This window comes from Parafrankia soli (assembly GCF_001854695.1).
In the GTDB taxonomy this organism is placed as follows: domain Bacteria; phylum Actinomycetota; class Actinomycetes; order Frankiales; family Frankiaceae; genus Parafrankia; species Parafrankia soli.
Window position 1 is genome coordinate 1 of the sequence record NZ_MAXA01000284.1, and the last position, 18,477, is coordinate 18,477.

Annotated in this window: 19 protein-coding genes; 13 read left to right on the forward strand and 6 right to left on the reverse strand. The window is 67.4% G+C overall.

The window, feature by feature from the left end:
* Positions 1–187: 187 nt before the first annotated feature.
* Positions 188–1,549: an MFS transporter gene (locus tag BBK14_RS33860; RefSeq protein ID WP_198541511.1), complete on the reverse strand. Its 1,362-nt coding sequence runs from the start codon at positions 1,547–1,549 to the stop codon at positions 188–190.
* 487 nt (positions 1,550–2,036) lie between these two features.
* Here BBK14_RS33860 and BBK14_RS33865 point away from each other — a divergent pair, with 487 nt between their 5' ends.
* The 5 genes from BBK14_RS33865 (at position 2,037) to BBK14_RS33885 (ending at position 7,110) form a co-directional block, all read left to right on the forward strand.
* Positions 2,037–3,077, forward strand: a complete 1,041-nt coding sequence (locus tag BBK14_RS33865; RefSeq protein WP_071067205.1) for a LacI family DNA-binding transcriptional regulator — start codon at positions 2,037–2,039, stop codon at positions 3,075–3,077.
* A 447-nt stretch (positions 3,078–3,524) separates the two neighbouring features.
* A complete protein-coding gene (locus tag BBK14_RS33870) occupies positions 3,525–4,523 on the forward strand; it encodes a VOC family protein (RefSeq protein WP_071067206.1) in 999 nt (332 codons plus the stop codon).
* A 177-nt stretch (positions 4,524–4,700) separates the two neighbouring features.
* Positions 4,701–5,240, forward strand: coding sequence for a carboxymuconolactone decarboxylase family protein (locus BBK14_RS33875; RefSeq protein WP_071067207.1), 540 nt, complete (start codon positions 4,701–4,703; stop codon positions 5,238–5,240).
* 111 nt (positions 5,241–5,351) lie between these two features.
* Positions 5,352–6,449 carry an alcohol dehydrogenase catalytic domain-containing protein gene (locus BBK14_RS33880; protein ID WP_071067208.1) on the forward strand — a complete coding sequence of 366 codons (1,098 nt, stop codon included), beginning with the start codon at positions 5,352–5,354 and terminating at the stop codon, positions 6,447–6,449.
* Positions 6,450–6,537: 88 nt separating this feature from the next.
* Entirely contained in the window at positions 6,538–7,110 is a 573-nt protein-coding gene (locus BBK14_RS33885; RefSeq protein ID WP_071067209.1) for an NADPH-dependent FMN reductase, read from the forward strand.
* Between the two features lie 58 nt (positions 7,111–7,168).
* Here the strand turns inward: BBK14_RS33885 and BBK14_RS33890 are convergent, their stop codons facing one another.
* Entirely contained in the window at positions 7,169–7,690 is a 522-nt protein-coding gene (locus tag BBK14_RS33890) for a cupin domain-containing protein (protein WP_198541512.1), read from the reverse strand.
* A gap of 191 nt (positions 7,691–7,881) precedes the next feature.
* Between BBK14_RS33890 and BBK14_RS33895 the strand changes: the two genes are divergently transcribed.
* The 6 genes from BBK14_RS33895 to BBK14_RS33920 are packed head-to-tail and all read left to right on the forward strand — an operon-like array spanning position 7,882 to position 14,099.
* Positions 7,882–8,967, forward strand: a complete 1,086-nt coding sequence (locus BBK14_RS33895; RefSeq protein ID WP_198541513.1) for a fumarylacetoacetate hydrolase family protein — start codon at positions 7,882–7,884, stop codon at positions 8,965–8,967.
* Complete coding sequence (locus BBK14_RS33900; RefSeq protein WP_071067210.1) at positions 8,964–9,953, forward strand: C-terminal binding protein; 990 nt, start codon at positions 8,964–8,966, stop codon at positions 9,951–9,953. Before BBK14_RS33895 ends, BBK14_RS33900 begins: the two co-directional genes overlap by 4 nt.
* Complete coding sequence (gene eno / locus BBK14_RS33905; RefSeq protein ID WP_071067211.1) at positions 9,950–11,251, forward strand: phosphopyruvate hydratase; 1,302 nt, start codon at positions 9,950–9,952, stop codon at positions 11,249–11,251. Before BBK14_RS33900 ends, eno begins: the two co-directional genes overlap by 4 nt.
* A complete protein-coding gene (locus BBK14_RS33910) occupies positions 11,248–12,258 on the forward strand; it encodes a phosphotransferase family protein (RefSeq protein ID WP_198541514.1) in 1,011 nt (336 codons plus the stop codon). The genes eno and BBK14_RS33910 overlap by 4 nt, the downstream gene beginning before the upstream one ends.
* A 28-nt stretch (positions 12,259–12,286) precedes the next feature.
* On the forward strand, positions 12,287–13,231 hold the full coding sequence (locus BBK14_RS33915) for a fumarylacetoacetate hydrolase family protein (protein ID WP_071067213.1): 945 nt from the start codon (positions 12,287–12,289) through the stop codon (positions 13,229–13,231).
* Positions 13,215–14,099 carry a 3-hydroxybutyryl-CoA dehydrogenase gene (locus tag BBK14_RS33920; RefSeq protein WP_420849214.1) on the forward strand — a complete coding sequence of 295 codons (885 nt, stop codon included), beginning with the start codon at positions 13,215–13,217 and terminating at the stop codon, positions 14,097–14,099. Before BBK14_RS33915 ends, BBK14_RS33920 begins: the two co-directional genes overlap by 17 nt.
* Positions 14,100–14,113: 14 nt before the next feature.
* Here the strand turns inward: BBK14_RS33920 and BBK14_RS33925 are convergent, their stop codons facing one another.
* The gene (locus tag BBK14_RS33925; RefSeq protein WP_083391433.1) at positions 14,114–14,776 is read right to left on the reverse strand and encodes a GntR family transcriptional regulator; all 663 of its coding nucleotides are present in this window, start codon (positions 14,774–14,776) and stop codon (positions 14,114–14,116) included.
* A 26-nt stretch (positions 14,777–14,802) separates the two neighbouring features.
* The gene (locus BBK14_RS33930; RefSeq protein WP_071067220.1) at positions 14,803–15,972 is read right to left on the reverse strand and encodes an acyl-CoA dehydrogenase family protein; all 1,170 of its coding nucleotides are present in this window, start codon (positions 15,970–15,972) and stop codon (positions 14,803–14,805) included.
* 81 nt (positions 15,973–16,053) lie between these two features.
* Between BBK14_RS33930 and BBK14_RS33935 the strand changes: the two genes are divergently transcribed.
* Positions 16,054–17,178, forward strand: a complete 1,125-nt coding sequence (locus BBK14_RS33935) for a CaiB/BaiF CoA transferase family protein (protein ID WP_071067214.1) — start codon at positions 16,054–16,056, stop codon at positions 17,176–17,178.
* Between the two features lie 260 nt (positions 17,179–17,438).
* Here BBK14_RS33935 and hepT read toward each other — a convergent pair whose 3' ends face one another.
* A complete protein-coding gene (hepT, locus tag BBK14_RS33940) occupies positions 17,439–17,726 on the reverse strand; it encodes a type VII toxin-antitoxin system HepT family RNase toxin (protein WP_071067215.1) in 288 nt (95 codons plus the stop codon).
* Entirely contained in the window at positions 17,723–18,049 is a 327-nt protein-coding gene (locus BBK14_RS33945; protein WP_157904382.1) for a nucleotidyltransferase domain-containing protein, read from the reverse strand. Before BBK14_RS33945 ends, hepT begins: the two co-directional genes overlap by 4 nt.
* A gap of 111 nt (positions 18,050–18,160) precedes the next feature.
* Between BBK14_RS33945 and BBK14_RS33950 the strand changes: the two genes are divergently transcribed.
* The coding region (locus tag BBK14_RS33950) for a DUF4277 domain-containing protein (protein WP_241832068.1) at positions 18,161–18,477 on the forward strand (317 nt) is incomplete at its 3' end.

The window sequence follows — 18,477 nt, forward strand, 5'->3', positions numbered from 1 at the left end:
CTAGTCTCCGCGGCAGCCGGAGACGCTGCGGAACTCGACTCGGCAGTGGCGCTGCTACGCAGGGTCGAGGCCGGGCTCGTCCGGCTCCGGCAGGCCGGCGAGCGAGCGCCCTGATCCCCAGCGATCCTGGAACCCCCGACTGGCCTCGCCGACACGATCGGCAAGGCCAGTCGCACATCGAGGCCGGTCAGTGCGTGGGCTCCCGGACCGCGTTGTTGAACTGAGAGGTGCGGACGAAGGCCAGCGCGAGGACGGCGACCAGCGGCAATACCGTGACCTGCCACAGACCCGCCTGGCGCCAGCCGAAACTGCCCACGAGGGTGGCTAAGAGCAGGCCGGAGAACGCGGCGGTCACGTAATAGCTGGTGACGAACAGCCCGGCGGCGCGCCCGACCTGGCTCGGGTGCACGGCTCGCTGCATCGCGCTGTTGGTGTTAGGGAAGACGAAGCCGGTACCGAAGACACCCATCAGGAAGGCGAACACACACTGCCAGCCGAGAGTTCCCTGCACCTGGTAGACGAGAATGCCGATCACCGACAGCGCCAGGTGGCCGCCGATCAGCAGGTTACGCTGATCGACCCGGTCACCCAGCCAGCCGCCCAGCAGGCCCGCGACCCCACCGAAACCCACGCAGCTCATCGCGAGCGCGGACTGGGCGGTGGTGAAGTGCAGGTGGTTGATCAGAAACGTCGGGTAGAGACCGAGAAATCCATAGAGGACCACACCGCCGACCGCCGCGCTGATCGCCAGCGCGATGGTGTTGCGGTTGTACGGGGACGCAGGCATGTAATCGAAGCTCGCGGTGCTGACCGACGCTTCGACGGCTCGCTCGGTCATCCGGCGGCTGACCACGAACGCTGCGATCAGTGCGGTGGCCAGCCCGGCTAGTCCGAACACGACGAAGGGCGCTCGCCAGGTGTCATAGCTGGTCGCCAGCCGGACGCCGACGAGCGGCCCGAGGAAGACCCCCACGCCGAAGGCGGTTCCGATGCCGCCGAGCGCAAGCCCGCGCCGGTGGCTGAAGTACGCGCCGACCGCCGCGAACAGCGCCGCGGCCTGCATGCCCTCGCCGAAGCCCGAGAAGATCCGGTAGGCCGCCATATCGCCCCATCCGGACGCCAGTGGGGTGGCCAGTGTGCCGAGGGAGTAGATCACGATGCTGACTAACAGGACGGTCTTGCGGGAGAAGCGGTCCACCAGGTACCCGGCCGGCAGCCCGGCGAGCGCCATGCCCAGCGTGAAGCCGGTGGCGAGCAGCCCGCCTCCCTGCAACGTGAACCCGTATTCCTTGCGAATGGTCGGCAGCAGCGGGGCGAACACCTGCCGGTCCATGGCGTTGACCATGAACGACACCGCCATCATCAGGAATCCGGTCACGACGACGAGCCTGGGCACGGGGACCTCGCGCAGTGCTGCCTTGTCCCGAGCAGGGGCCTTGCCTGCGTCAGCGAGCGCCGTATTGGTCACGGATTGACTCCAATCGGAAATGGTCACGGTGGACCCGCGACAGGCCTGCCGGATTGAGCGAGAAGGAACGAAGAACGGCATGCGGAAACCGGGCCGGATGCGGATGCGGGCAGTGGTTCACCGGGAGGAACGACGGGCCCTCGCGACGATCAGCTGTCTGCCACACAGTCGTTGATGGCACAGCATGAACGGGCGGGGCGTGCCACGTCAAGAACTGATGACCAAAGAGTTCCGGCACCCCAGCGCGGGAACGGCTCCGCCGGGCGCAGATGACCGAACAGTTCTAGCCGCCAAGGCACTCTTGACCATACGAGCCCGCCATGCTATCGTTAGCACTCGCCAGCACGGTCATCAACATCGAGATTGGGAGGTGCGAATTCCGGACGCGCAGCCGCGGGACTCAACGCGTCCCAGCCAAAAAAGTCGTATCAGAGTCAAAGGGTTTCGCCTATGACAGCATCGAGCATGCGGGCCAGGCGGATGATTCGCCTCACTCGGCCGTACTGCTATGCATTCTGCGATCRCTAGCGTAAGATCTCCGCACGCACTTCGGAGGATCGGACAGCCAGTGATCACCACCAGGGATATCGCCGAGCGCTTGCAGCTCTCCGTCTCGACGGTAGGCCGGGCGCTGGCCGACGACGATCGCATCAGCGAGCAGACCAAGTTCCGGGTGCGGCAGGCCGCCGCCGAGATGGGATACGTGGCCAACCGGGCCGCTCGTATGATGCGCGGCGCGTCCAGCGACGTGGTCGGGCTGGTGATTCCCGATATCCGCAACAGTTTCTACTCCACCATCGCCCACGAGCTTTCCAAGAACATGGAGGCGCAGGGCTTCCAGCTCATCCTGTCGGAAACCGACGACGACCGGATGGTGGAGCTGCGCCACCTGCGTGAGCTGTCCGCGAGCCGGGTGGCCGGCGTCATCATCGTGCCGACCGCGCGCCCGCACAGCGAATCGGTAAAGCTACTCAAGGCCGTCCCCCACGTGCAGCTGCTGCGCAAGCATTCGTCGCTCGGGTCGCAGTGGTTCGGCGTGAACGACTTCGATGCCCTGCGGCAGGCCACCGCTCACCTGGTCGAACAGGGACACCCCCGGATCGGCTACGTCGGCGGCCCGGCCGAGCTGCCCACCGGCGCGGAGCGTCTGAAAGGCTTTCGCAGCGCGCTCTCCGGGGGCAACCTGTCGAGCGAGGCCGGCTGTATCGAGCTGGGACCGCCGTCCTCCGTCGAGCACGGTCGGCAGGCGGTGCGCCGCCTGCTGGCGGGGCCGTCCGCGCCGACCGCGATCGCGCTCGGCTCGGTCCAGCTCACCCTGGGTGTACTGGAGGAACTGTCGCGATTGGACGTCAAGGTGCCCAGTGAGCTGTCCGTCGTCGGCTTCGGCGACGAACCGGGGTTCTCCTGGTGGGGACCCGGGCTCACTACGATCGGCCTGCCGATCCAGGAAATGGCCACCGGCTGCGGGCTGTGGCTGATGCGCCGACTGACCACCAAACCGGACGATGACAGTGCGTATGCGTCGGTGTCGCCCGGTTCCCTGATCCTGCGTGGCAGCACGGCGCCGCCCGCGCAGCCGCGCCGACCCTCCCGCCGGAAGGGCAGCTGAGCTGGCTCTTCCATAGCCTGGCTGCTCATCGGTGAGCGACAGGTGATCTCCGAATCTCGGGGCACCTCGCCTCTTGCACTCAGAAGGTTATGGACGCATAGTTATGTAGCCATAGCGTTCGAACGGGCGGCGTGAGCCAGGGCGCCGCCACTGACGCGGATTGAGCGGAGGCAAAGTGCCTGTTGACCTGACGAGACGGGCGTTTCGACATCCATTGCTATCGATAGCAAAAATTGACATTCCCCATGGGTGGCACGCGCGAAACACGCGCTGCGGCGGAGCTCAAACCCGACATCCCGCACCACGCACCGGCCGGTTCGCCATCCCCGGCCCTGTCGCGGTCGCGCACGGGACATCACAGCACCAGGAACCGAGGCCATGCCCGGCACTTCGCGCACACGCTCAGCACGCACCATTAACCTTACGGATCGATCGGAGAGCCACGCCATGTTGCCTCCAGTGAACCTGCGGCCGCCGTTCAACATCAGCCGGTCCAGCCATGTCCGGCTGACCGTCACCGATCTCGCGGAGAGCCGGAACTTCTATGTGAACGTGCTCGGCCTCGTCGTCACCGAGGAGGACCCGTCCACCTGTTACCTGCGCGGCTTACAGGAAGCGTGTCACCACAGTCTCGTGCTTGAACAGGCACGCGAGGGCGGCACGTGCCGGAGGATCGGCTTCCGGGTGTTCTTCGACGAAGATCTTGACGCCGCCTACGACTACTTCCGCGAGCGAGACCTGCCGGCCGAGTGGGTCGAGGCGCCGCATCAGGGCAGGACGCTGCACGTGAGCGATCCGATCGGGACGCCGCTGGAGCTGTGCTCGACCATGGAGACACGGCCGCGGATGCACATCCAGTTCGAGGTGTTCCGGGGCGCCCACGCCCAGCGGCTCGACCACTACCAGGTCCTGGCGCCGGACACCTACAAGCTGTGTGCCTTCTACAGCGCACTCGGCTTCCGGAACTCGGAATACCTCGCCCACGGCGACAATCTCCTCGGCGCCTTCATGTACCGGAAGGGGACCTGCCTCGATCTCGCCATCGTCACCGGTGCAGGTCCACGGCTCCATCATTTCGCCTACACCGTCTCCGAAAGCCGCGACATCTTCACCGCGTGCGACTTCGCCGGCAACCTCGGCTACGGCGACTCGGTGGAGCGCGGACCCGRCCGGCACGGGCCGGGTGGCATGCTCTTCGTCTACCTCCGCGATCCCGACGGGCATCGGGTCGAGGTGTTCAACAGCCACTACCAGACCATCGACATCGAGCTCGAGCCAGTGCGCTGGGACGCGGCCTCGCTGAGCACCAACGCGAGGTGGGGCCTTCCCGCGCTGGAGAAGTGGTACTTCGAAGCGTCTGCGTTCGACGGCGTCGCGCAGAAGGCGCCAGAGGCCCCGCAGAACCCGATGACGCTCGAACGATTCCTGCTCGAGCAGCGCTCTTAACAGCCTGTTTTGAATCTTGTCCTGACCGCGAACAAGCGGCGGCACGCCATGGACACAGGATCCCTCGCTCACCGTGTCGACGGTTTGACGGCTCCATTTGATGAGCTGGCGTACCGGGTTGGGGTGATTCTAAAACAGGCTCTACGTAACCTTCGCAGATCCAGGAGAAAACACTTCATGGCAAGAGTCCCCTACCTCTCCCGCGAGGACGCCACCCCGGACACCAAGGCGCTCTGGGATCGCGTCGAGGCGGAACGCAAGATGCCGACCGCCAACATCTTCCGAGCCCTGGCGAACGCACCGGCACTGCTCGACGCCTTCCTGTCCTACGCCAACGCGCTCCGGGGCCGCTCCGAGCTCAGTCCGAAGCTTCGCGAGCTCGCGATCCTGACCGTGGGCTATGCCACCCGGTCACGGTACGAGATCGCGCATCACCAGTCGCATGCCCTCAAGGCAGGCGTCACGCCGGAGCAGCTGGCCGCCGTCCCCAATTTCGAGAACTCCGATCTGTTCGACGACGCCGAGCGCGCGGTGATGCTGCTCGCCGAAGAGTCCACTTTGAAGGTGGATGTGACGGAACGCCGCTGGACCGAAGCGGCCGCCCACCTCAGCGAACAGCAGCTGGTCGAGYTCGCCCTGACCATCGCCTGGTACAACTCCGGCGTCCGGATCATGGGGATGCTCGACATCGAGCTCGAAGACAGCTACCTGCACTAGCAACGCCTGCCCACCGACGGCCGGATTCTCGCCGCGTCAGCCCGAAATCGCGGACCCACGAGCCTGCCATCCCAGAAACGAGTAACGAAGGAGCAACTTCACATGGCGTTAATGCGCGCGGCTCGGCTGCATGCGATCGGCGAGCCGATGTCGATCGAGGAGATCGATGTGCCCAAGCCCCGGCCCACGGACGTGCTCGTGCGGGTGAAGGCCTGCGGAATCGTGCCCAATATGGCCAACGTGATCAGCAACTGGCCCACCTGGTTTCCGCACCAGCCACTGCCCCGATTTCCCGCGATCTTTGGCCTGGACGCCGCGGGCGTCGTCGAAGAGGTCGGCGAGGCAGTGATCAGAACCAGGCCCGGCGATCGAGTGTACGTCAACCCGCTCCGCTCGTGCGGAAGCTGCTACTCCTGCCGCGGCGGCCAGCTCAGCCTGTGCCGCTACTTCACCCTCAACGGCTACTTCAGCACCTCACCCGACGGCCAGCGGATTTTCGACCTGTACCCCTACGGTGGTTTCGCCGAGTTCATGACCGCGCCCCAGCAGTCGCTGGTGAAGCTTCCCGACAACATCTCCTTCGACGAGGCGGGTCGGCTTGGCTACATCGGCACGTCCTATGGCGCCCTGCGGATGGCGCACGCGGGACCCGGCACGGTGGGTCTCATCGACGGCATCACCGGAACTCTCGGCGTCGCGGCGACGGTGCTCGCGCTCGCCTTCGGGGCGGCGAAGGTGCTCGGCACCGGTCGCAACGAGGAACTGCTGCAGCGCGTCAAATCCCTCGCGCCCGACCGCGTCGAGGTCCTCAAACTCGGCGAAAAGCCTTCGGGTGAGTGGGCGAAGGTGCAGACCGACGGTGAAGGCGCCGACTTCGTGATCAGTGCGCTCGGCGCGCGAGCCTCGGCGGAGACGATGCTGGACTCGATGCAGGGCGTTCGCCGCGGCGGGAAGGTGGTCAACGTCGGCGGGGTGGCCGACCGGGTACCGGTGGATATGAAGTGGCTCATGGACGAGCAGGTGCAGCTCATCGGCTCGAACTGGTTCAGCACCGCACAGGGCCAGGAACTGGCGCATATGGTCGAGACCGGCACGCTCGACCTGTCCTACCTCGAGCACGAGCGCTTCCCGCTGACGGAGGTCAACCGTGCGATCTCCGGCCTGAAGGACCGCCGCGGCGGGTTCAGCAACTACGTCGTCATCCCCTGAACGGGCCGAGTAGCGGGAGTCGTGTCTCCATTCCGGGCATGGCCCCCGCCGCCACGGGATCTGCCGCAATCTCATCTCAAGGAATATCATGCCACCAACGCTGCAAGTCGTCATCGCGAGCACGCGACCGGGACGCGCCGGCAAACCCATCGGGGACTGGTTTGCCGAACGGTGCCGCCTGGACGGGCGCTTCACGGTCGAGGTCGMCGACCTCGCCGAACTCGCGCTGCCACTGATGGACGAACCCCATAATCCCCGAGCGGGGAACTACGTCCACGAACACACTCGCTCGTGGAGCAGGACCATCGACTCGTCGGACGCCCTGGTGTTCGTGATGCCGGAGTACAACCACGGTTTCCCCGCCGCGCTGAAGAACGCGATCGACTACCTGTACGACGAGTGGGCGTTCAAGYCGGTCGGCTTCGTCAGCTACGGCGGAATCTCCGGCGGGATACGCGCCGTCCAGTTGCTCAAGCCCGTCCTGACCTGCCTTCGGATGCTGCCACTGACCGATCAGGTCACACTGGCCAACTTCGCGCGGCACCTTGTGGACGATGTCTTCTACCCGGACGAGCCGGCAACCGTGGCGTGTACGGTGCTGCTCGACGAGCTCTCCCGCGTTACCCACGCGCTCGCGCGACTGCGCTCGCCGGTCGCCTAGATGGGCCTAAGCGAAAAGCGCCCTCTCCGTTGCAGAGAGCGCTTTTCGCTCCTTCGCCTCAGCCGGTGGCCCCGGTCAGCACGAAAGCGACAGTCGCGGGCCGGTCGGTCCTGTTGCGCCAAGCGTGCCGGCCGGCGATCTGGACGATCGTGTCGCCGCGGGTGAGCCGGGTCTGCGCACCGTCGTCCAGTTCGAGCCAGATCTCACCGTCGAGCACCACCCCGTAGTCGACGCTCGGCGTGCGGTGCATGCCCGGCTCAGCGGGATCCGAAGCCCCGACGATGTCCGGCGCATAGGTGGCGAACTCGGCGTTGGCGCGCCCGGCGTCGAAGCGCGGGTCGGTGACCACCGAGTCGGGCGCATATCGGACGATCACGAAACTCGCCCCACCCGGTCCGGGAACCACCGGACCCGTGTCGCTCGTCGGCTCGGCCCCCGGCGGTGTCGTCGCCGGCGGCCCGGCGGTGAACCAGACGCGGGTCTGCGCCTGACCGGGCATGAACTCGAAGTCGTGGCTGTTCGGGACGGTGCTATCCGACAGGAAGATCGACTTCCCGCGGGCATCGTTCCCAGCTACCACACGCCGCACCTTCACTGGCTTTGCCTCCTTTTTTGCTATCGATAGCAGACCAGGCCGGCCCATCCGCGTCAACACCCACACTGATCCGTGGCCTGCGGGGAGAAACCAGGGGAGGGAGGAATCGCGAGCCTGGACGGGAGAAGACTAATGCTATCGTTAGCACATCGGCAGTACAGCGGAAGGCGGTCAGCATGGAGATGGCAGGTCGCGGGGGGTTCGGCTCGGGTGGCGACGCGGCACCGGAGGGCGTCGTACTGGCGCAAGCTAGCCGGGGCGGCGAGTCCCTGCCGTGGTTGGTCGCGAACGGACGCGCACTGCCGCTGCGCGAGTGGGCCGGCGAGTGGCCACTCGGTCGAGCCGGATCACTCACCGAACTCCTCGAGCGCTGGCCGGACCATGAATCCGACCTTCGCGCCCTGACCACTCTCCCCCAGACCCGGGATCTCGTCCTCACGCGCGGCGACGACATCGGCTCGCTGCGCATCCAGGCACCAATCCAGCCCCGGCAGGCGTTCTGCACGATCGGCAACTACCGCCGCCAGGTCGTGGAGGCCGCCATGGACGTCGGCGGCGGCGCCGGCGGACCCGGGGCTCCCGGGCGTCGGGCCGCTGCGCTCGAAGCGCTGGACCGCCGGAGCCGGACAGGCGAGCCGTACGTATGCCTGACCAGTTCCGAACGGGTCGGCAGGCCGATCGGCAACCTGGCGATCGCGCCAGGCGTCGAGACGCTCGACTGGGAGGTCGAAATCGCGGCTGTCATCGGCGCAACCGCCCGCCGGATCTCCCCCGGGAACGCGGCAGGCGTCATCGCCGGCTACTGCGTGGCGAACGATCTGACGGTCCGATCCTGGGTGGCGCGCGAAGATCTGCCGGCGCTGGGCAGCGACTGGCTCCAGAGCAAGGGCATGCCGGGATCCCTGCCGCTCGGGCCGTGGTTCGTGCCCGCATGGCAGGTTCCCGACGCTTCCCAGCTGCGCCTCCAGTTGTCCGTCAACGGCACCGTCATGCAGGACGACACCGCCGAAGACATGCTGTTCGGCATCGAGCACCAGGTCGCGTACCTGTCCCGACACACCCGCCTGCGACCGGGCGACGTCCTGTGCACCGGTTCCCCGGCGGGCTTCGGGTCCCACCACGGACGTTTCCTCCGCCCCGGCGACCTGGTGACCGCGCGGGTGACCGGGCTCGGTGAGCAACGCCTGCACTGCGTAGAGGAACAAGCCCCGTCACCCCACCTCGCCCCACCGCGAGCGACAGAGAAAGAACTGATGCGATGACCAAGGACCAGGACACGGTGCTGCTCACCGACCGGGCGTGGCCCGACGACAGCGTTGAGCGAGCCGTGCTCGAATCCGCCGGTTTCCGGCTCGTCAGCGGCCCGCCAGAGCCGGCGCCCGCAGCCGTGATCGACGCGCTCGTGGCGGAGCATCAACCGGCGGCGATACTCACCTGCTGGGCACCGGTGTCGGCGAGGGCCATCGGCGATGCCACGGCGCTTCGGGTCGTCGCCCGCATGGGCGTCGGCCTCGACAACATCGCCGTAGCCGCCGCGACCGACCACGGCGTGCTGGTGACCAACGTTCCCGACTACTGCGTCGAAGAAGTGTCGGATCATGCGATCGGGCTGGTGCTGGCCTGGGCGCGCGGGCTGGTCGTCGCCGACCGCGAGGTGCGGGCCGGGCGCTGGGATCCGGCCGGTTCCCGGTTGCGCCGGCTGTCCTCCCTGACCGTCGGTGTGGTCGGGTTCGGGCGGATCGGCAGGGCGACCGCGGCGAAGCTGCGCGCGCTGGGCGCCCGTGTCGTGGCCAGCGACCCTTCTCCGCCTGCTGACACGGGCGGCGTGCCGGTCGTCGGGTTCGACGAACTCCTCGCCGGCAGTGACGTCGTGGTCCTGCACGCGCCGCTCACAGGCGCGACGCATCACCTCATCGGGGCCCGCGAGCTGGCGCTCATGCCACCCGGGGCACTGCTGGTCAACGTCAGCCGCGGCGGTCTGATCGACACCGAAGCGCTGGTGGCGTCGTTGCGAGCCGGTCACCTCGGCGGCGCGGGCCTCGATGTGCTCGAGGAGGAACCCGCGGTGCCCGCTGAGCTGCTGGAGCACCCCGCAGTGGTGATCACCCCGCACATCGCGTTCTCCTCGGACGCCTCGGTCGGCGAACTCCGCCATAGCGCCGCGGAGGAAGTCGTCCGTGTCCTGCGCGGCGAAACACCGCGTTATCCCTGCAACCGACCGACAACCCTGTATGGAGTGTCTTCATGAGCGTGATCCGCAGCGTGCACGGCCGCCAGGTGTTCGACTCCCGCGGGAGACCCACGGTCGAGGTCGAAATCGGTCTGGACGACGGGGTCGTCGCCCGCGCCTCGGTGCCGTCCGGCGCATCCACCGGCACGTATGAAGCGCATGAGCTTCGCGACGGTGACGAAGACGTCTTCAACGGACTCGGCGTGTTGTCCGCGGTCGAGCATGTCGACGGAGAGATCACCGCCTCGCTGCGCGGGCACGACGTGATGGACCAGCGGGGCTGCGACTCCCTGCTGCGCGAGCTCGACGGCACACCCGGGCTGTCCCGCCTCGGCGCCAACGCGGTGCTGGGCACGTCACTGGCCATCTGCCGGGCATCGGCGAAGGCGTCCGAGCAGCCGCTGTACCGGCGCATCGCCGAACTCGCCGGCGTCGCCGAACCCGCACTGCCCATGCCGATGGTGAACATCCTGTCCGGCGGGTTGCACGCCGGACGCGGGATGGACGTCCAGGACTTTCTCGCGGTACCCATCGCGGCGACCTCCATGCTGGAGGCGATCCGGCTCACCGCGCAGGTCCGCGATGCGGCGACAGTGGTGTGCGCCGAACGCGGCCTGCCGACGCTGCTCGCCGACGAAGGCGGGCTGAGCCCCGGCTGCCGCACCGGACGGGACGCGCTCGAACTGCTCGTGGCCTCGATCGAACGGGCCGGGCTCAAGCCCGGATTGGATGTCGCCATCGCGATCGATGTCGCGGCCACATCACTGTATGACGCCGCGACCGGCGACTACCACCTGCGCCGGGAAGGGCACCGGGTCAGCACGGAGGAAATGATCGAGATCATCTCGTCCTGGGTAGACGACTTCCCGATCGTGTCCATCGAGGACGCACTCGACGAGGAAGACTGGGACGGGTGGCAGGCACTCACCGCGCGGCTCGGCAATCGGGTGCGGCTCATCGGCGACGACCTGTTCACGACCAACCCACACCGCCTGTCGCAAGGGATCGCGAAAGGATGCGCCACCGGGGTCCTGGTGAAGGTCAACCAGAACGGAACGCTCACCGGCACGCTCGAGGTTGTCTCCGCGGCCGGCAACGCCGACTACGTTCCCGTGGTGTCGGCGCGCTCCGGTGAGACAGAGGACGATTTCCTCGCCGATCTCGCGGTCGGCACCGCCGCGGGGCAGATCAAGATCGGGTCGGTGCGTTCGTCGGAACGCCTGGCCAAGTACAACCAGCTGATCCGCATCGCGGAGGACAGCAGTCTGCGATTCAGCCCGCTCGCCCCTTTGCCCGCACCGGAACTGACCCCGTGACCAGGTCCGACCCCCATGCGGAAGTGCGCGCGTTCCTGCGCAGGCAGGGATTACTGGGCCCCGGCGAGCACGCGGAACTGACTCCGCTGACCGGCGGTGTGTCTTCGGATCTGTGGAAAGTAGACCTGCCCGCCGGGACCGTGTGCGTGAAGGGAGCCCTGGCTCAGCTCAAGGTCGCGCACGAGTGGCTCGCGCCCGTCTCACGAAACCGGGTCGAGTACGACTGGCTACGGTTCGCCGCCCCGCTGTGCCCGGGTCAGGTACCCCGCGGCATCGTCCACGACGGCGAAGCGGGCCTGTTCGCGATGGAATTCCTGCCGCCGGAGCGCTACCCGGTGTGGAAGGCGCAGCTGCTCGACGGGCAGGTGGATGTCGCGGCCGCGCGAGAAGTCGGTGACCTCGTGGGCCGGCTGCACTCGGCAAGCGCCGCCGATCAGCACAGCGCGCTTCGATTCGCCACCGACGGCAATTTCGACGCCCTGCGTATCGAGCCGTTCCTGCGGGTCACCGCAGGAGCGCATCCGGATCTGCGGGAGCGATTCGCCGAACTGGCCCGGAGGACGGCCAGCACGCACCTCGCCGTCGTCCACGGTGACGTCAGTCCGAAAAATATCCTGCTCGGTCCGGATGGCCCGGTGCTGCTGGACGCGGAATGCGCGTGGTTCGGCGACCCGGCCTTCGACATCGCCTTCTGCCTCAACCACCTGCTTATCAAGTCGATTAAACTACCTGGTCTGGCCGCCGAATTGCGCGCCGCGGCGCAGGCGCTGGCCGACGCGCACGCGCGCCACATCGACTGGGAACCACCGGACGCGTTCGGCGAGCGGGTAGCGGCGCTGCTGCCAGCGCTCGCGCTGGCCCGCGTCGATGGCACATCCCCGGTGGAATATCTCGACACAGCTCAGCGACACGAAGTCCGGAAGGCCGGCCGGCTCCTGCTCGCCGATCCCGCGCCGGCGGTCGACCAACTGCTCGACCGGTGGGCGATGGCCGGCGCGCTCGCGTAGCGGCACCTGGTGAAGGAGACGACTCGCCATGACATTTTCCCTCGCGACACTGCGCGTCGACGGCTCGCCGACGCCGGTGCTGAGCATGGACGGCCGGCATTACCGGATTGCCGACCTCGCCCCGGAAGTGCTCGCCCCGAACCCGTCGGCCGGGCTGATGACGGTGTTCACGCACTGGGCCGACAGTGAACCGGTCCTGCTACGGGCTGCCCGCGCCCTCGCCGACGGTGCGCAGACATGCGCCGAGGTCGCCGCGCCGAGCCGGCTGGAGGACTGGCTGACCCCGTTGCAGTACCCCAGCAAGGTCATCTGCACAGGCGCCAACTACTACGACCACGTGACACAGGACGGCGGCCACGCCGGCTTCAGCAAGGAAGACAACATTCCGGTCTTCTTCCTCAAGCCACCTACCACAACGCTGGTAGGCCAGGGCAGTTCCGTGCGGTACCCGGTCCAGTCGAGCAGGTTCGACTACGAGCTCGAGCTGGCGCTCGTGATCGGCAAGCGCGGCCGGCACATCGCGGTCGAGGAGGCTCGCGAATACGTCGCCGGCTACACCATCGGCCTCGACCTGTCGGCGCGCGACTGGCAGCGCCATCCGAAACATCTTGTCAAGTTCGACCTGTTCGGCGGCAAGGCGTTCGACGACAGCTGCCCACTTGGCCCGGGCATCGTGCCCGCGCGGTTCGTCGACGAGGGAAACCTGCAGCTGCGGTTCCGCCTCAACGGAGAGCTGAAGCAGAACGCCAACACCAAGGACATGATCTGGCCGGTACCGGAAATCGTCGCCCGGATCAGCGAGCACGTCACGCTCGAACCGGGTGACGTCGTGCTCACCGGCACCCCGGCCGGCGTAGGACTCAGCACCGGCGTGTGGACCAAGATCGGCGATCGCCTCGACGGCGAGATCACCGGGCTGGGGTCGTTGCACGTGGAGATCGTCGAGGACCGCCCAGATGCCGATGGACAGTGAGGAATCGATGGACATGACGACGGTCGGCGTGGTCGGCTGCGGCTTGATGGGCTCGGGGATCGTGGAGGTGTTCGCCCGTGCCGGGCGCACCGTGATCGTGCACGAAGTCGACGCCGCTGCCGCCGCTCGTGGGCGAAGCCGGGTGGAGAGGTCGCTGGAGAAAGCAGCAGCCTCCGGCAAGCTCGTCGCCGGGGATGCCGAAGCCGCGATCAACCGGATCCACTTCGGCACTGATCTCGACGCGCTCGCCACAGTGGACCTGTGCATCGAAGCGGCCAGCGAAGACGAGGCGCTGAAGACCGAGTTGTTCCGGCGACTGGACGCGGTTATCAAGGACGAGCGCGCCATCCTGGCCTCGAACACCTCGTCGGTGCCCATCATGAAACTCGGCACCGTCACCCGGCGGCCGGCGCAGGTCATCGGCATGCACTTCTTCAATCCGGTGCCGGTGCTCCCGCTCGTCGAGGTGGTGCCGTCCCTGTTGACCTCACCCGACGTGGTGCGCCGGGTACGGGAACTGGCCGAGCACTACCTCGGCAAGACGGTGATCCTGTCCGGAGACCGGGCCGGCTTCGTCGTCAACGCCCTGCTGGTGCCCTACCTCCTGTCGGCCGTTCGCATGGTCGAGTCGGGGTTCGCCACGGCCACGGACATCGACGCCGGGATGACCGGTGGTTGCGCTCATCCGATGGGACCGTTGCGCCTGACCGACCTCATCGGCGTCGACACCGTTGTGGCCATCGCGACCTCGTTGTACGCCGAGTTCAAGGAGCCGCTGTACTCGCCACCACCGATGTTGCTGCGTATGGTCGACGCCGGCCTGCTCGGCCGGAAGAGCGGCCGCGGATTCTACGACTACCACGGCTAAACGCGGGAGGGCGATTAGTCACCGGCTTCGAGGATCGCCGTCAGCACCCGCAACGCGCGGTCCCGGTGTGCATCGAGTTCCGCGACCACCTCGTCCACAGCACGACGGCGGACGGCGTCGAGGATCTTCTCATGCGCATCCACCGTGGTGGCACGTTCCTCAGGCGAGTTGTAGTACATCGCACGGTAGGCCTCGGTGGAGTCCCAGAGCAGCCGGATCAGGCGCATCGTGTGATGCTGATCCGGCGGCTCGAGCATGCCGAAATGAAACCGCCGATTCGCCGCCAGCTCGGTGGCGACGTCACCGCGCCCGGCCGCCTCGGCACAGTCGCGCGCAGCCAGCGCGATCCGCTCCACGGCGTCATCGTCCAAAGTGGGCAGTGCGTGGCGCACCGCCCGCTCCTCCAGCAGCTGCCGCAGCGCGTAGATCTCCACGAGGTCCGCGGCGCGCAACTCCGTGATGAAGTAGCCGCGCCGGGGCCGGTAGACGACCTGACCTTCCTGCTCGAGCGCCCGCAGCGCTTCCCGCACCGGAGCCACGCTGATCCCGAGGTTTTGGGCGATCTCCTCCTGCAGGACTCGCTGTCCCGGTCGGAACTCCCCCGCCACGATGGCCCGGCGCAGCCCGTCGAGGGCGTGCTGAGCTGTCGTGGCGGGGCCGTCCTGGCGCGTCATCATCGCCGCGACTCTAGCGGTGGCCGCGGCTACCGGAAGGCTTGGATCCCGGTGAGCGCGCCCCCGATCACCAGGGCGTGCACGTCGGCGGTTCCCTCGTAGGTGACCACGGACTCAAGGTTGGCCAGATGCCGGATGACCGGGTACTCCAGCGTTATGCCGTTCGCGCCGAGCACCTGCCGGGCGTTGCGGGCAACCTCAAGTGCAGCATTGACGTTACCAAGCTTGCCCATGCTGACCTGCTCGGGCCGCAACCGCCCGGCATCCTTGAGCCGGCCGAGGTGCAACGCCAGCAGGGTGGCCCGGTTGACCTCGAGCGCCATCGCCGCCAGCTTCTGCTGCTGGATCTGGAAGGACGCGATCGGCTTGCCGAACTGGATCCGGGTGGTGCTGTAGTCCACGGCGGCCTCCAGACAGGCCCGCGCCRCTCCGGCCGCGCCCCACACGATGCCGTAGCGGGCCTCGTTCAGGCACGACAGCGGACCACGCAGGGAGGTCGCTTCGGGCAACACGGCCGACGCGGGCAGCCTCACCTCGTCAAGGATCAGCTCCGAGGTGACCGACGCGCGCAGGGACAGCTTCTTGTGGATGTCGCGGGTGGTGAAGCCCTTCGTGCCCTTGGGCACCAGGAATCCCCGGACCCCCTGCTCGGTGTTCGCCCAGACCACGGCGACATCGGCCAGCGAGCCGTTGGTGATCCACATCTTCTGCCCGTGCAGGATCCAGTCCTCGCCGTCACGGCGGGCGTAGGTACGCATCGATCCGGGATCCGACCCCGAGTCCGGTTCGGTCAGGCCAAAGCAGCCGACCGCGTCACCGGCGGCCATCCGCGGCAGCCACTGGAGCCTCTGTTCCTCCGATCCCCACCGGTGGATCGCGAACATCGCCAGTGAGCCCTGTACCGAGACCATGCTGCGGATCCCGCTGTCGCCCGCCTCGAGCTCCAGACAGGCCAGCCCGTAGGCCGCCGCGCTGGTCCCGGCGCAGCCATAGCCCTCCAGGTGCATCCCCAGCACACCGAGCTTGCCCAGCTCACCGAGCAGTTCACGGGGCACTCGCCCCTCATCGAACCAGTCCCCGACCTCGGGCACGACACGGTCGCGGACGAACGCCCGGACCGTGTCGCGGATGTCCCGTTCCTCATCGGAGAGCACCGAGTCGATGGACAGAAAGTCCTGCAGGACCGCTGCAGCAGGCATGGGGGCCTCCTTGACCTTGGGTACCGACACCCTATCGTGCTATCTTCGATTTTCGAAAATCGAAGATAGGGGGCATGGTACATGTCCGGAGCTCTTGACAAGCTGCGGGTTCTCGACTTCTCACGGGTCCTGGCCGGGCCGTTCGCGACGATGCAGCTCGCCGACCTCGGCGCCACCGTGACCAAGGTCGAGCGCCCCGGCGCCGGCGACGACACCCGCGCGTGGGGGCCGCCGTACGACGAGTACGGGCAAGCCACCTACTTCCAGGCGGTCAATCGCAATAAGGACAGCATCGTCCTGGACCTGACCGACGAGCTGGATCGAGCACGGGCCAGGGCGCTCGCCGCCGGCGTCGACGTCGTGGTCGAGAACTTCCGTCCGGGCCTGATGGCGGAGTTCGGCCTCGACTACGACCAGCTCAGGCCGGCCAACCCCGGCCTCATCTACTGCTCGATCACCGGTTTCGGCCGCGGCCCCGGAGCCGCCTTACCCGGCTACGACCTGCTGATCCAGGCACTCGGGGGCCTCATGAGCGTCACCGGCAGCCCGGGCGGCGAGCCCCAGAAGGTCGGGGTCGCCGTGGTCGACGTCCTCGCCGGCCTGTTCGCCACCACCGGCATCCTGGCTGCACTCCACCACCGGGAAGTCACGGGCGAGGGTCAGCGAGTCGACATCGACCTGCTGACCTGCCTACTCGCGGCGCTGGTCAACCAGGCCAGCGCCTTCACCGCGGCCGGCGTGGTGCCCACCCGGATGGGCAACCAGCACCCCAGCATCGCCCCCTACGAACTGCTGTCCTGCGCCGACGGCGACCTCGTGCTAGCCGTTGGCAACGACCGCCAGTTCGCCGCGTTGTGCGACGCGCTCGGCATACGACACCTTTCGGACGACCCCCGCTTCGGCACCAACACCGCCCGCGTCCAGCACCGGGAACTGCTGTGCGCCGAACTGGAACGCCGCCTCAAGACGCGAACGGCCGCCGATTGGGCCGATGCGCTGGCGCGGGTACGCGTCCCGGCCGGTGTCGTCAACGACATCGCCGGCGCGTTCGGTCTCGCGGGCGACCTCGGCCTGAACCCCATCGTCCACCTCCCCCGCGAGGACGGCAGCAAAGTCTCGTTGTGCCGGAACCCCATCAACCTCTCGGCAACCCCGGCCAGCTACCGATCGGCACCACCACGACTGCCTGGCACAGATGATCGATAAGCCCGGCCAGAGCTCGTCCCACTCAGGATCATGAATCACGCGCACACAAGTTCCCGCGGCCAAGGCTGGTTCGAACCTGCGAGCCATGACCTGGGCACCCGACGGCCGGGCACTCTTCAAGTACGGCGAGTCGAAGCGCTCCGGAGAACCGCACATCATCTGGGTGCCCATCGGGACACATGACGTCTTTGACGAAGAGTAAAATACCAGGAAAAAATTATTAATCCACACATCCGCCAAAGGAAGAGCACCACATGGGGCTACGCCTGCGTGTCAGACACGTAGCCCGCTATTTCCCGGACGAAGTCGCCAAGGTCGTCGAGGGATTTCAGGCGGACAACGACGATCTCATCGTTGACGTCGATATAGTCGTGGACGAGGACGTTCCTGAAGCCGACGGCCTTGCGGAGCGACCGCGCGAGAGCCGGGGCCAGTGCTCCGTGGTCGCCGAGGAGACGGATCGCGTCGCCGTTGTCAGCCGGTGGCCCCCAGCCTTGCGTCGCGCAGATGTGCTGCGCGACGTCGATGCAGGCCTCGATCGCGGTCACGAAGGTGTACTTGACGCCGCGMAGCCAGATCGGGTCCGCGCGGCCCGGTCGTCTTCGAAGATCATCTTCCCATCGGCCGCGACCCTGCCGGCGAGCTCGAGCGGCGCGTTGTCAAGGACGAGGAGGTCGACGCCGGGCGGCAGGAGTATGTCGAAGGAGTTCGGAGGCTGCGGCCCGCCGAAGTAGGCGGCGATGTCGATATCCGATTCCGCCCGCTGGCGCCCGGCGGCGCGGCTGCCGTGCAGGTAGGCGAACCGGGCGCCTGCCTGACGCAGCACGGCGACAGCGTCGTGCTGCGCTGTGGCTGCGAGCGTCTCGTCCATACCCCCTGTACTCCGCACGTTCGTGCGGTGTCCTGAACGTGTGACTCTTTGATCTTGTGGTGTGTTGATCGCCCTGGTGTGTAGGGCTTCCGGTCTGGGACGGTTCGTCGTGTGCTGGCTGCCGCGGATCTGCTCTACGGGCCCCCGAGCGTGGAGAAGTTCCTGGGCCCGCTGCCGGTGGTCTGTGACCTGCTGGCACGCCTCGACCTGGTCGGCATCATCGACCGGCTCTGCCCGATCCAGGAGAAGAAGGCCCGCTACACCCACGGCCAGGTCATAGCCGCGCTGGTCGCCAACCGGCTGTCCTCCCCGACGCCGCTGGTCCGGGTCCAGCGCTGGGCCGAGAAGTGGGCGGTCGCGGAGATCTTCGGGATCGAGCCGGACGCGCTCAACGACGACCGGTGCGGCCGGGCCCTGGAGGCCCTGGC

What these genes read in the sequence shown, in the direction of transcription:
- BBK14_RS33895 (WP_198541513.1), top strand. Translation starts at nt 7,882, where the DNA reads ATGGAGATGGCAGGTCGCGGGGGGTTCGGCTCGGGTGGCGACGCGGCA.
- BBK14_RS33900 (WP_071067210.1), top strand. Translation starts at nt 8,964, where the DNA reads ATGACCAAGGACCAGGACACGGTGCTGCTCACCGACCGGGCGTGGCCC.
- BBK14_RS33935 (WP_071067214.1), top strand. Translation starts at nt 16,054, where the DNA reads ATGTCCGGAGCTCTTGACAAGCTGCGGGTTCTCGACTTCTCACGGGTC.
- eno (WP_071067211.1), top strand. Translation starts at nt 9,950, where the DNA reads ATGAGCGTGATCCGCAGCGTGCACGGCCGCCAGGTGTTCGACTCCCGC.
- BBK14_RS33920 (WP_420849214.1), top strand. Translation starts at nt 13,215, where the DNA reads ATGCCGATGGACAGTGAGGAATCGATGGACATGACGACGGTCGGCGTG.
- BBK14_RS33915 (WP_071067213.1), top strand. Translation starts at nt 12,287, where the DNA reads ATGACATTTTCCCTCGCGACACTGCGCGTCGACGGCTCGCCGACGCCG.
- BBK14_RS33860 (WP_198541511.1), bottom strand. Translation starts at nt 1,549, where the DNA reads ATGCCGTTCTTCGTTCCTTCTCGCTCAATCCGGCAGGCCTGTCGCGGG.
- BBK14_RS33880 (WP_071067208.1), top strand. Translation starts at nt 5,352, where the DNA reads ATGCGCGCGGCTCGGCTGCATGCGATCGGCGAGCCGATGTCGATCGAG.
- BBK14_RS33925 (WP_083391433.1), bottom strand. Translation starts at nt 14,776, where the DNA reads ATGATGACGCGCCAGGACGGCCCCGCCACGACAGCTCAGCACGCCCTC.